10 protein-coding genes and 1 pseudogene are annotated in these 12,368 nt (G+C 43.1%); 6 read left to right on the plus strand and 5 right to left on the minus strand.

Annotated features, from left to right (window positions below; genetic code table 11):
• Positions 1 to 22: 22 nt before the first annotated feature.
• From rplS to G3RUM_RS02080, 3 genes and pseudogenes are all read left to right on the plus strand, one after another.
• Positions 23 to 367: pseudogene (gene rplS, locus G3RUM_RS02070) on the plus strand (50S ribosomal protein L19); the annotation flags it as partial.
• Between the two features lie 164 nt (positions 368 to 531).
• Positions 532 to 1,485 (plus strand): ribonuclease HII, encoded by a 954-nt coding sequence (gene rnhB, locus G3RUM_RS02075; protein ID WP_129734908.1) that lies wholly within the window; start codon positions 532 to 534, stop codon positions 1,483 to 1,485.
• A 33-nt stretch (positions 1,486 to 1,518) separates the two neighbouring features.
• On the plus strand, positions 1,519 to 2,787 hold the full coding sequence (locus G3RUM_RS02080; protein WP_129734910.1) for a hypothetical protein: 1,269 nt from the start codon (positions 1,519 to 1,521) through the stop codon (positions 2,785 to 2,787).
• Positions 2,788 to 2,848: 61 nt separating this feature from the next.
• Here the strand turns inward: G3RUM_RS02080 and G3RUM_RS02085 are convergent, their stop codons facing one another.
• A complete protein-coding gene (locus G3RUM_RS02085; protein WP_129734912.1) occupies positions 2,849 to 3,838 on the minus strand; it encodes a redox-regulated ATPase YchF in 990 nt (329 codons plus the stop codon).
• A gap of 64 nt (positions 3,839 to 3,902) precedes the next feature.
• On the opposite strand from G3RUM_RS02085, the gene G3RUM_RS02090 reads away from it, so the two are divergent.
• Positions 3,903 to 4,370: a hypothetical protein gene (locus G3RUM_RS02090; protein WP_129734914.1), complete on the plus strand. Its 468-nt coding sequence runs from the start codon at positions 3,903 to 3,905 to the stop codon at positions 4,368 to 4,370.
• Positions 4,371 to 4,459: 89 nt separating this feature from the next.
• Here the strand turns inward: G3RUM_RS02090 and G3RUM_RS02095 are convergent, their stop codons facing one another.
• From G3RUM_RS02095 to G3RUM_RS02110, 4 genes are all read right to left on the minus strand, one after another.
• The gene (locus G3RUM_RS02095; protein WP_129734916.1) at positions 4,460 to 4,852 is read right to left on the minus strand and encodes a CdiA C-terminal domain-containing protein; all 393 of its coding nucleotides are present in this window, start codon (positions 4,850 to 4,852) and stop codon (positions 4,460 to 4,462) included.
• A 161-nt stretch (positions 4,853 to 5,013) separates the two neighbouring features.
• A complete protein-coding gene (locus G3RUM_RS02100) occupies positions 5,014 to 5,235 on the minus strand; it encodes a hypothetical protein (RefSeq protein ID WP_129734918.1) in 222 nt (73 codons plus the stop codon).
• 123 nt (positions 5,236 to 5,358) lie between these two features.
• On the minus strand, positions 5,359 to 6,870 hold the full coding sequence (locus G3RUM_RS02105; protein ID WP_129734920.1) for a CotH kinase family protein: 1,512 nt from the start codon (positions 6,868 to 6,870) through the stop codon (positions 5,359 to 5,361).
• 110 nt (positions 6,871 to 6,980) lie between these two features.
• Complete coding sequence (locus G3RUM_RS02110; RefSeq protein WP_129734922.1) at positions 6,981 to 9,077, minus strand: sodium-translocating pyrophosphatase; 2,097 nt, start codon at positions 9,075 to 9,077, stop codon at positions 6,981 to 6,983.
• 133 nt (positions 9,078 to 9,210) lie between these two features.
• On the opposite strand from G3RUM_RS02110, the gene G3RUM_RS02115 reads away from it, so the two are divergent.
• Both G3RUM_RS02115 and G3RUM_RS02120 read left to right on the plus strand, forming a co-directional pair.
• The gene (locus G3RUM_RS02115; RefSeq protein WP_164998336.1) at positions 9,211 to 10,206 is read left to right on the plus strand and encodes a hypothetical protein; all 996 of its coding nucleotides are present in this window, start codon (positions 9,211 to 9,213) and stop codon (positions 10,204 to 10,206) included.
• Positions 10,207 to 10,283: 77 nt separating this feature from the next.
• Positions 10,284 to 12,176 carry a C1 family peptidase gene (locus G3RUM_RS02120; RefSeq protein WP_129734926.1) on the plus strand — a complete coding sequence of 631 codons (1,893 nt, stop codon included), beginning with the start codon at positions 10,284 to 10,286 and terminating at the stop codon, positions 12,174 to 12,176.
• The last annotated feature ends 192 nt before the right edge of the window (positions 12,177 to 12,368 follow it).

The raw sequence follows: 12,368 nt of genomic DNA on the forward strand, positions 1-12,368 counted from the left end.
TGTCTAATATAAAAGGTAAAATATGAGTTTTTCTATCCTAAAGCAAATTGGTGACGCGCAAAAAAAGAAAGCCGTCGTAGATGTCCGGTCTGGTGATACCGTAAAAGTAACCCAAAAAATTAAGGAAGGTAGTAAGTTCCGCTTGCAGATGTTTGAAGGTGTAGTGATTCGGGTGGATCGCAAGGAGTCTCACACGGCACGGATTGTAGTGCGCAAGGTGACCTCTGGTGTGGGTGTGGAAAAATCTTATCTGATTCATTCTCCATTGGTAGAGAAAATTGAGATTACAAAGCGCTCAAAGGTGCGTCGTAATAATTTGAGTTATTTGCGTCAGCGTTCTGGCAAGTCAGCAAGATTGCGTGGCAAGGATTTTGATCGTGCCGAAGTTAATGACGTGACGGTGCCGGAAGAACTAGTAGAGGAAGCGGAAGTTGAAGTAGTAGAGACTCCTGCTGAGGAAGCAAAAGAGACTGAAACAACAAAAGAAGAAGCCAAGACTGAAGAAGCCAAGACTGAAGAAGCTAAGGCTTAATGGCAATTCTTGGGATAGATGAAGTTGGACGCGGCCCCCTAGCGGGGCCGCTTGTTGTGGGGGCGGTGGTTTTGCCGGAGGAGGAGAAAGGGTGGTATGGAGAATTGGCAGATTCGAAAAAGTTATCGGCGAAGAAACGAGAGGAATTGAGTAAAATGATTTGGGCGGAGGCGGTTGTAGGGCTTGGTTGGGTGTCTAATGTGGAGCTAGATGAAGCGGGGATATCGGAAGCGTTGAGGCTCGCGACACGGAAAGCTGTGAAGGCTGTTCAGAGCCTTCATACGAGATTTTCACAGATAGTAATCGATGGAAAAGTTAATTTTTTAGTTGACACGCCATTAGCAAAATATGTGTCTACGGTGATAAAGGCAGATAATTTGATAAGAGAAGTGTCGGCAGCGTCGATTGTGGCGAAGGTTGCGCGAGATAAGTACATGTGCGAACTGGCGGAAAAATATCCAGAATATGGGTTTGAAAAACATATGGGGTACGGAACGGCTTTGCATCGTGCAGCGATTGATAAATATGGGATTTGCCCAGAACATCGGCGAAGCTTTGAGCCGTGCAAAAGTTTAACTGGGTTTTCAAAAGAGAAAAGTGCCCATAAAAATACGACTAAGATTGGCGCACTCGGAGAAGATGCTGCGATGGAGTATTTAATGCAGCAGGGGCATAAAATTGTAGCGCGAAATTATAAAACATATTTTTATGAGATTGATATCGTGTCGATATGTGGAGGCAAAATTTATTTTACGGAAGTAAAATATCGGAAAAATGATGATTATGGTGGTGGTTTGGCGGCGGTGAATGGTGACAAGCAGCGTCGAATGCGATATGCGGCGGAGTCGTTTTTAAAATATAAGAGGGAATTTAGCGAGTTGGATCCTGTTTTGGCGGTGGCAGACGTAACGGGGAAAGATTTTGCGGTGCGAGATTGGTTTGAGATTTTTTAGGTAAGGTTAAGCTTTTTCATATATAATATGAGTATGGAAGCAGAAAAAGATTTACCAAAAGATGAGAAAATAAAAGCTACGTATAAGCTAGGGGGAAGATCGAATTGGGGGATGTATGTAGGGATTGGAGTAGTGGTAGCGGTAGTAATAGGGGTGATTGTGGCAGTGATTGTGATGAATATGAAGAATGATGGAGTGCAAGATGGAGGTGCTGGCTCAACTAGCGTTACGGAAACGGTAGTCGTAGGCGAAAATACGGAACTTGCTAGTGGTAGTGTGACGACTACGATTGGCGGTAAGTCTATTACCTATAGCGCGGCCTATATTGTGGATGGAATAGAGGCAACGATTAGCTCGGGTATATATGAGTCGGTGGGTGATGACGAAGTGGTGTTCTTAGTGATCAACGGCGGAAGTTTAAAAATTGATGGTGATGTGACGATTGACAAAACTGGTAGTGAAGATTTTGCCGGGCGGGGTGATGATTATAGTTTTTACGGGATGAATTCGGCGATTGTGGTGGTGGGCGAGGATTCTTCGGTAGAGATAGATGGTGCAAAAATTAATACAAGTGTGTCTGGTGCAAATGCAGTAGTAGCAACGGATGGTGCAACGGCGGTGATTAAAAATTCTACGATTGCTACTACGAAGGATAATTCACGGGGATTACATGCAACGTACGACGGTGTGATTAATGCGGATGATGTTAACATTTCTACTCAGGGCGGGTCGTGTGCGGCTTTGGCGACTGATCGTGGAGCCGGTACGGTGGTGGCAGATAATATGACTTTGTCTACGGCCGGAGCTGGGTCGCCATTGATTTATTCTACGGGCAAAATTACGGTGACAAATTCTACTGGCACAGCAACAGGAGCGCAAATTGCGGTAGTGGAGGGAAAGAATTCGATTAATTTACAGGGTTGTGAGTTTTCGGCGAATGGCAACGGTAATAGGAATGGCGTAGATAATGCTGGAGTGATGATATATCAGAGTATGAGTGGTGATGCGTCGATGGGAACGGGGTCGTTTACGGCGACGGATTGTACTTTGATGGTATTATCTTCTTCTGGTGTATATGATGCGACACCGTTTTTCTTCATTACGAATACAGACGCGACGATTGATTTGACGGGTACGACAATTTCGTTTGATGTGTCTGAAAAGTTTGTCTCGGCATTAGGTACGAGTGAGTGGGGTAAAAGTGGCAGCAATGGCGGGAATGTGACGGTAAGTTTGTCCGATGTAAATGCAACGAACACGGAAGCTGAAGTGGATTCAATTTCGAGTGTGAGTGGGTTATAGGATTGATAATATGGGAAAAGGCCGCATTTGCTGCGGCCTTTTTTTTGGAGCTATTTGGAGCTTAGATATTGAATTTGAATTCGACAACGTCGCCGTCTTGCATGACGTAGGTTTTGCCCTCTAGTCGGAGTTTGCCGGCGGCTTTGACGGCTTGTTCGGAGCCGAGCTCTTTGAGGTCATTGAAGTTACAAATAGATGCGGCGATGAAACCTCTTTGGAAGTCGGTATGGATGGTGCCGGCGGCTTCAGGCGCGGTAGCACCTTGTTTGATGGTCCAGGCTCGGCACTCTTTTTTGCCGGCAGTAAGGAAGGATTGCAGCCCCAGAGTTTTGTAGGCGGCCTGGATAAGTTCACCCAGGGCATCGTTTTTTACACCGTAGCTTTGTAAGAATTCTTGGCGTTCGGTGCGATCCATGCCAGACATTTCCTCTTCTAGTTTGGCGTTCACAAAAATAGCTTCGTTTGGCGCGACGAGATTTTTTAATTGGGCTTGTAAATTTTCGTCGGTGAGGCCGTTTTCATCTACGTTAAACATATAGATTACGGGCTTGTCGGTGAGATATGGAATATTCTCGTCGGTAGGATCTTTTTTGCGCTTGGCGGTGATTTTGGCTTTGGTTTCTTCGTCGGCGAGCTGGAGTTCTAGATTGATGATATCGATATCATCTTTGGCTTGTTTTATGATGTCATCTTCGGGTTTATTGTCGGCTCTTACGATGTCGTTGTTTTTGAAGGCACGAACGACGTGGCAAATGGCTTGACATTCTCGAATATGAGCGAGGAATTTATTGCCGAGGCCTTCGCCTTTACTTGCTCCGGCTACTAATCCAGCGATATCGACAAACTCTACGGTGGCGGGGATGACCTTGTTGGTTTCGTACATTTTGGCAAGAGTATTAAGACGTTCGTCGGGGACTGGAACGATGCCGATATTAGGCTCGATGGTAGCAAAAGGGTAGTTAGCAGCCAAAGCACCAGCGTTGGTGAGCGCGTTGAATAATGTGGATTTACCGACGTTTGGTAGACCGACGATTCCTATCTTTAAATTCATAACCAACCTGTGTATCTGTTATTATTGGTATAATTATAACATATTTTGGTGTATAATGTAAGGTATGGATATTGCAAAGGCTGTTTTGAGAGAGTTTAAGGAGCCTTTTGGTCGACCTACTGATATAATTGGCTTTGGTTTAATTGGTAAAAATATAGCCAATGATATTTTACCTATAATAGGGCAAAAAGAAATTTGCTTTTTTGACGAAAAAATTAAATCCGATGCCACCTTTCATTATCTTGATTTTGTAGATATGTTAGAAAAAACCGAAATAATGATTTTTACTATTGAATTGCCGGAAAAATATTACAAACAATTGTATAAGATGAATAAAAAAGTAAAAATTTTCATCCCAAAAGATTTAATAAAGACCATTTCAATTTTGAAAGAGAAGGGTTTTTGTGAAAATTTATTCTACTATAAAAAGAAGTTCCTGCGCTCGGCACATACTGCGCCCTGCAAGAACTTCGACACTTATGTTATATCACAAAAAGAAAGTCCCGAACCTACGCAATCCAGCGTTGCCTGACGGACTTTCGATGTTATTATAACATAAAAAAGAAGCTCTCGCGGTAGGTACCTTCGGCGCCGTGCGAGTGCTTCGATGTTTATATTATATCAAATTAGTGCAAAAATATCAATAATTTGACCGCGTTTTGTTATCATAATAAGTTTTTTGATTTGTTTTCTTGATTTTATTTGTGAAACCAAGAATTTTCTAATATTATCGTCGCGCGAGTTTTTCATTCGAGATGTGTCTATAATAATATTTGGCGATTGCCTTAAAGCCTTTTTAAGCAAGTGTTCCAGTGAGTTCGCATTGGCTGATTTGGGAGATTTTATTTCGTATTCTATACCATCTAATTTTATATCCGCAGTATGCAAGTTGCCTTCCTCTAAGAATTCAACGTAATGGCCAGCTAGAGAAAGAATTTCTGCCACTCGCAGCTCGTGAGGCCAAGGTTTGCGACCTGGTGCAATAAAAATTCCAGTTTTTCGTTTGTTTTGCATTATATTATTATAAATTATTTGATTCTGGAATAAAAATCGTTATGTTTTTCCATTTTGGTTTTGGTAATTTGATTTTAAGGGAGAACGAGATATAAAAATCAGGTTGGTTTAGAAATTCAAGATTCCTATCTTTAGATTCATAACCAACCTTTTCCTTTCCGTTATTTTAGTTCGATCTTCTTCTTAATTTCTGGCTTATCGAGATAATCTCGGTATCTTGCAGGGATTTGACGGTAAAGTGAGGAAGCGCGACCTTTGACTGGCATTAATATTTTGCATAATTTATCCTCTTCGACTAGGAATTTCGCCATTTTGTAATAATCGCCGTCACCGGAAACTAGAATAATCTTTTCAAAATCTTCATGTTTGTATAATTTCTTCATAACCGAGAAGACTATATCGGTATCGACATTGCCTCAAAAAAGAGGGATTTGCTTAGGTATTTCTCCGTTCGCATTACCCTCATCGTAATACTCTTTAATTATAGCATACTTTGTCGTAAAAATCTAGTATGTTTTTGCTGTAACATGTATATGACAAGTGTGGCCATCTCCACCTTGGGTGCCCATGTTTTCTATGTTGACGATGGTGCCGTCTATTAGGCTAGATGGGTCATTGTCTTGTAAAGTGTTGGTGGTGGGAATGTCGCCAGAGAGTTGCTTGGTGATACTTTGAGAACGGAGATCGATGAAATTTTTGAGAGTTTGAGTGCCGAGGTCGAATTGCTGTACATTAAAGAAAGCGGTAGGGTCATTTGCGACGTAATCACGAATGAGCGAATAGATGCGGATGATTTCGGTGGTGTAAGAATCTGATTTGGAGATTAGCTCGGCTAATTTATTGTGGTATTTTTGTAAATATTCGGGGTTTTGGGCGATGATTTGCCAGAGTGGACGTTGATTTTCTGCGACATCGGATAGGGGAGAATCTATGCCCCAATTGATCAGTCTGGTTAAGTAGGTCACGTCTTTGTTGCTAGTATTATTGATGAGAGTCCCAAAGGCAAGATTGTAGTCCCAGGGTAGGATGGTGGTGAAACCATTCTCTTGCAATAGGTAGTAATTATGCATAGAGCTTCCGGTGTAGCTATCAAAATTGAGCAGGAAATTGTGAACAGCAAAATAGTTGATAACGGCGTCTATGTCCCAGTAAGTTTCGATGTTGCTGTTATCGGATAAGGCTTTGATAGTTTGAATGAGTTCTGTTTCATCTTTTCGGGTAGCTTGGTTGACGACGTGATCGAAGATATCGCTATAACTGGCTGGATCGTTATCGATGTAGACTAAGTCAGCACCGGCGTTAGTGGTAGATTCTTCTGGCGGAGTGGGTTTGTTTGAGTGTGGTGGATTCTGCTGAGATACTTCGGCCGTTGGGTTGATTGGGGGTGCTGGTTCTTGCCTTGCGGGCTTTTCGGGTTTGTAGAGAACGCTATCTGCTGCGTTGCCATTGCGGGCGAGAAAAGAATCTTCGACTTCTTCTACGGCAACATATAATCCGTATGGTTCTCCATTGATGGAGAGTTCGGCGTAACTGGCAAGAGGAGTTTCGACTCCCATGTCGCGCATGATGAAATATGACAAATAGTCCTTCATATAAGTAGTGTCGGACATGGAGTTATTGAGGTTGAGCTTGTCTAAACCATAGTAAGTTTGATCCTTGACGTATTTGCCAAAATTGATTTTGAAACTGTAACGGTCAGAATTGGAAGTAGCGACTTCGGTGAGCGAGGTGGTACCCTTGGTAGCGAAAGAGACGTTATTGATTTGATAGTCGTCAATGGTAACGTTGGCTTGGTATTTGGTTTTTTCGGTGGGGTTGGTGAGTAAATCTTGCCAACTAGATTCGGGGATTTCGATGTTGATTTTATGGACGTAAGATCCGTCAAATAACGTGTCGGCATAATATTTGTTGTTGGAATTTGATGTAGTGGAGATTCTAACGATAATAAAGATGGTGGTAAGTAGTAAAACAATGGATACGAAGACGATTAAAGGTTTTTTATGTTTTGAAAGATTCATGTGACTTGATTATAACATGGAGATGGGCGTGATATGATTTATCGAACTGGAGTGGCGGACATAAAAATAAACCCCGGTATGGGCCGGGGTTTATTAATGTGCTGAAGTGATCAGAAGATGTGGAATGATGCAAACAGTGGCGCAAGGGTATTGGCTACTGTTGACATGGTTTTGATGAAGATGTCGAGGGCCACGCCGACGACATCTTTTCTGGTGTCACCGACGGTGTCACCAACGACAGAGGCTTTGTGAGGACCAGAGCCTTTGCCGCACTCTTTGAGGCCGCCAGATTCGATGTGCTTTTTGGCGTTGTCAAAGGCACCGCCGGAATTCCCCATGAAAATAGCTCGGGGAATAGCAACGATTGTAGCGCCGATAAGCAAACCACCGACGAATTCTACGCCGAAGAATAAACCACCGATTACCGGTATGAGTAGTGCCAATAGCGACGGGATTAACATTTTGTGCAAAGCCTGTTTGGTGGCCATGTGAATGCATTTTTCGTAATCGGGTCTTTTGGTGCCTTCGATGATGCCGGGAATTTTTAGCTGTCTGGAGCCTTCGTCAGCCATTAAATGTGCCGATTCGATAGTATTGTCGGTCAATAGAGCAGAGAAGTACTCGATAAGTGCGCCTCCCACAAGACCACCGGCAATTACGACGAAGTTGGCAATGTTGAGGATTGGCGTAGTTGTGACAGAATAACTGCCCACATAGGCAAAAATCAACGATACCGTAGCGAAAGCTGCAGAACCGATGGCAAAGCCTTTGCCAATAGCTGCGGTGGTATTACCGACGGCATCGAGCTGGTCAGTAATGTCGCGAACTTCAGGTTCCAGATGACATGATTCGGCAATACCGCCGGCGTTATCGGCGATTGGGCCGAAAGCATCGATGGACACGGTAGTTGCTACGAAAGATAGCATGCCAAGAGCCGAAATAGCTACGCCGTATACGCCGCAAAGCATGCCGGATCCTAATAAGGATAGCCCTATTACCAAGATTGGTAAGAGGCAAGATCTGGAACCAATAGCATCACCTTTGGTAATTACGAAGGCGGAGCCTTCCTTTGCAATTTCGGCGAGGCCTTGGACCGAGCGGTATTTGGTAGAGGTGTAATATTCAGTAATTTTACCGATAGCTACACCACTAGCGATACCAAGTATTGATGCTATCCACGGCGAAGCCCAGCCTAGGATAAAACTGTTATACAGTTTTATCTGACCGAAAGTGAAAAAGGCTGCTATACCGCCAATGAGAATGACAGACGCTGCCGAAATGTAAGTGGCGATATTGAGTTCGTGGCTAGGATCTTTGCCAGATTTGTGCTTTAAGGTAAAGAATAATCCTATTACACAACCAAGCAAACCCCCGCCGGCCAATATTAACGGATAAGTTATAGTGGCTTGGAATACTGCCGTATTGCTTTCTGCGATAGATGCAGCGATCAAGAGACTGACAACGATAGTCGCGACAAAGCTCTCTAAAAGATCAGAGCAATTACCGGCAACATCGTTGACGTTGTCGCCAATAAAATCGGCAATCGTATTTGGCATACGGCTGTCGTCTTCGGGCATATCGTTGCGAACTTTGGCTACGATATCTGCCGAGATGTCAGCTGCTTTGGTGTAATTACCACCGGCTACACGATTAAACATGGCTACGAGCGAACAACCCAGTGAGTAAGTGGTTAACCACATGATAGTGGGGTTGCACTTGAGAACGGGGATGAAACCCGATCCGGTGCCGTTGAGGTCGATGCCACCGGTAATCATAATGATTAACAGTAACCCGAGTAGGCCAAAGGCTTGCACAGAGAGGCCGCTGACGCTACCACCCATTAAAGCGATTTTGACCGTTTCGCCGATGGATTTGGTCTCGTAAGCTTTGTTGGCAGTATGAACATTGGCGTAGGTGGCACTACGCATGCCAATAATGCAAGTTGCACTGCTCATAGTTGCGCCGAGGATAAAAGTGAGCCCAGAAGTTTTCTCAATAAAGAGAGAGAACATGATAGCTACTATTGCCACGACGACGATGATGGTTCTGTATTCAGCGACCATGAAAGTTTTGGCGCCGTCGCGAATGATTTTCGCGATTTCTGCCATCTCGGTAGTGCCTTCGTTAAGGCTCTTCAGACTAATGTAGTTGAAAACCATTAGCAATAAAGCGCAACCGATGGCACCTAGTACTAAAGCTTGTACCATTTTTCATCACACTCCTTTTTAAGGTACATTTTTGCATTTTTTGCATAAAAATATGCACCGATAATGCATGGAGCAATTATAGTATATTTTGGATAATTTGCAAGAGGAAAAGATATAGAGTATAATGATAATAATGACAGAATTGCCTCAGATGAAGACGCGGAAGAGACATATATTTGGAGGGGTGTTTTTGGTGGTGTTGGTAGTGGTAGCTGCTACGGTAGTACTAAAGCGGGATTGGATTTATGACTGGTATCGTGGGGTTAGCTATCAGCCTTCCAGCGAGATGGTGACAATACGAGATGAGCTAGGGCTAACTAACAGAGGAGAGTTTTTGTTTAACGCGGCACAGCCAGTGTTAAACACAGCGGCGGATTTTAATTTGAATTGCCGGCAGGACGAGTCGGAAGTGGCGGTGCTGGGGTGTTATACGGCGGGGAATATTTATATATACGATGTGAAGGATGCGAAAATAGCGGGGATTCGGGAGCTGACGACAGCGCATGAATTGCTGCATGCAAATTGGGCAAGAATGAGTGAGAGTGAACAAAGAGAGCTCACGGAGTCTTTGACTAGAGTATTTGAAGCAAATCAAGAAATGTTGGGAGAAGAAATTGATTCTTACGATATTTCGGAGAAGCAGGAAGAACTATATGTGCGAGCGGGGACGGAAGTAAAGGACTTGCCTGAGACGTTAGAAAAACACTTTGCGGAAATATTTAAGGATCAGGATAAGATTGTAGATTTTTATGAGAGTTATATCGTGGTGTTTCAAAGAATAAAGACTGAAATGGAAACGCTAGAGGAAGAGATAGAATTAATGAAGGGCGAAATTGAGACGAAGATAGCAGAATACGAACGACAATTAAGCCAGCTAGAAGCGGATATTGTGAGTTTTAATAGTTGTGCGGAAGTGGCGGGGTGTTTTCAAAATGAGAATGATTTTAATGTACGGAGGGCAGCTCTAGTAGAGAGGCAGGATGAGTTGAATGCTTTGAATGATGAAATCAATGAGTTAGTGGATGCGTATAATGAAAAAATAGATGACTATAATGCGAATGCGATGGAAGGTCGTGAGCTCCAGAGCATGATTGACTCTAAGGCTGAGATTTTGAAAATAAAACAATAAAAAAGTCTTGACATTCCTGGGGGGGGGGTATAATTGCCTTATAAAGGTTATACATAAATAAAAAAGGAAAAATCAAAATGAAAATTGAAGTGAATGCTTCTCAGGGTGCTCCGGAGCAGTTAAGAGTTTCTGGGTTGACAAAAATAGCTATGATAGCTGGTGTGTTGGGGATTGGCGGATTAATGTTTGGCAATAGTGTTTCAGCTATGAGTCATAGTGACGCTATGGTGGTAAATCCGGTGTATCAGCAATACCTGCAAGATGTGTCGGTTGGGAGAGGTGCGAACTGGAAATTGATCCCAAATAAGTATAAATATATTGGGGACTATGGTGGTAAAGGAAGCGATGCAGCCTTGCCAGCGAGTTATAATTTAGTTGAAGATGGGTATGGCACCACGTTAAAGAATCAGGGGTTTGATGGCGATTGTTGGGCTTTTGCTACAACGACAGCAATTGAATCAAACTTGAAGAAGACTCAAGGTATTACGACGGAAATTTCGCCGAAACAGTTAGACTACTTGATGGCAGAGGGTTCACCATACTATAGTTTTTTGCATGATAACTTTGGCGTTTCGCGTTCGCTTGGCGAGGGTGGTAATTTTGCGATTGCTAGTTTCGCGGCGGGTGGAAAATCTACGCCGATTTTGGAGAAGAATTTCTTTGCAAAGATGCAGACAAATGACCCTGAGCTGGAGGATTATTCGAGCTGGTACGCATATCAGACCAATTTAGTTCAGAATGCCATGTTGAATGAGATAGAGAATAGCTACTTTGATTTTGACAATGGATTTGCTGGAGGTTCTTATACTGAGCCAATGAATATTGAATCGGTGATGGACGAGCCGGATTATACCGTAGCCAAATATCGTCATTATATGGGTGATAAGGACTTAGTTGAGACGATTAAGGAAGATGTTTATAAGTACGGAGCAGTTTATGTTGGGACGATTGCTCCGGGCACAGAAGATTGTTATGACGAAGACACAAAAACTATTGTAGATCTCGGTAGTAATGTTTGTTCAGAAGAGAGTGGACATGCTATGGCGATTGTAGGTTGGGATGATAATCATACCTATACTGATCCGTCAGATGGTTCCACAAAGACGGGAGCGTTTTTGCTACAGAATTCTTGGGGAAGGTCCGATATCTTTGATGGCAGTAACGAAGAATTTTTAGATATTGATGATATCCTGTTTTTGGCCGCATTTGATGCGGAAAGCGAATTTAGTGAAGATGAGGAAGAGGAAGTGCGTGGTATGTTGGAGAATTATGATGCAGATGAATACGTGTGGTTTGGATATGATTTTGATGATTCTGAAAGCGGTTGGGTAGATTTTGCTTCGATTCAGGAGACTAAGAAGAATAATTATGACAAGGTCTATGATTCTATCAACCAGGCAGAAGGGCTTGGAACAGAGGGTAAGAGTACAGAGTCGGTTTATACCTTTTCTACCGACGGTGCGACGGAGTATGTGGATGCGATATCCGTAGCGACCCACTTGGCAGCTTATAGTGCGGATGTGGAGTATGTAGTGTACGTTGACCCGACTGGAACTGGCAATAGTTATAAAGAAGAGGGAAGTGTGATAATTCCAATGGGGGAAATGGGACAAGAAACAGTCGAATTAAAATCGCCGGTAGAGGTGACTGGAACTTTTAAGGTAAAGGTGGAAGGTAAAGCGTTTGGCGAAGTGCAGGAGTTTGACAATGAGGACTTGGCTTATAGGACGGTGACTGTGTATGTTACGGGTGATGATATAGTGGTGCCGAATACGGCTGGAGTAGACGAGGTGGTGTTGGATGCTACTGCGCCAAATACTGGGTTGTTTACGGGTGAAAATAGTTTTGCTAGATTTGGTGGCGTGGTTGCGATAGCTAGTATGATTGCAGCGAGCCTATTTGGCTGGGTAGCATATAAAAATCGGAAGAGTCTGTTTCATAGAGTAGGTTTTAAGAAAAAGGGATTCTAAGTGATAAAGGAAAACTTGGCCAGATTTGGCCAAGTTTTTTTGATTTTTCCAAAAAGTGTAATTTCCCTCTTGCTTTCTCCACCCCACTTATGCTAAAATCAAACCATAAAGGTTATACAACAATCTAAACAATAGAGAAAGGTTATAAAAAGAGAGGTTTCGTTTATGAGCGATAGCAATATCATAATAAAC

The organism is Candidatus Nanosyncoccus alces (assembly GCF_004138395.1).
In the GTDB taxonomy this organism is placed as follows: domain Bacteria; phylum Patescibacteriota; class Saccharimonadia; order Saccharimonadales; family Saccharimonadaceae; genus Nanosyncoccus; species Nanosyncoccus alces.

Bases quoted from the DNA above. Each gene is read 5' to 3' on its own strand.
- rnhB (WP_129734908.1), top strand. From the start codon at position 532: ATGGCAATTCTTGGGATAGATGAAGTTGGACGCGGCCCCCTAGCGGGG.
- G3RUM_RS02080 (WP_129734910.1), top strand. From the start codon at position 1,519: ATGGAAGCAGAAAAAGATTTACCAAAAGATGAGAAAATAAAAGCTACG.
- G3RUM_RS02085 (WP_129734912.1), bottom strand. From the start codon at position 3,838: ATGAATTTAAAGATAGGAATCGTCGGTCTACCAAACGTCGGTAAATCC.
- G3RUM_RS02090 (WP_129734914.1), top strand. From the start codon at position 3,903: ATGGATATTGCAAAGGCTGTTTTGAGAGAGTTTAAGGAGCCTTTTGGT.
- G3RUM_RS02095 (WP_129734916.1), bottom strand. From the start codon at position 4,852: ATGCAAAACAAACGAAAAACTGGAATTTTTATTGCACCAGGTCGCAAA.
- G3RUM_RS02100 (WP_129734918.1), bottom strand. From the start codon at position 5,235: ATGAAGAAATTATACAAACATGAAGATTTTGAAAAGATTATTCTAGTT.
- G3RUM_RS02105 (WP_129734920.1), bottom strand. From the start codon at position 6,870: ATGAATCTTTCAAAACATAAAAAACCTTTAATCGTCTTCGTATCCATT.
- G3RUM_RS02110 (WP_129734922.1), bottom strand. From the start codon at position 9,077: ATGGTACAAGCTTTAGTACTAGGTGCCATCGGTTGCGCTTTATTGCTA.
- G3RUM_RS02115 (WP_164998336.1), top strand. From the start codon at position 9,211: ATGACAGAATTGCCTCAGATGAAGACGCGGAAGAGACATATATTTGGA.
- G3RUM_RS02120 (WP_129734926.1), top strand. From the start codon at position 10,284: ATGAAAATTGAAGTGAATGCTTCTCAGGGTGCTCCGGAGCAGTTAAGA.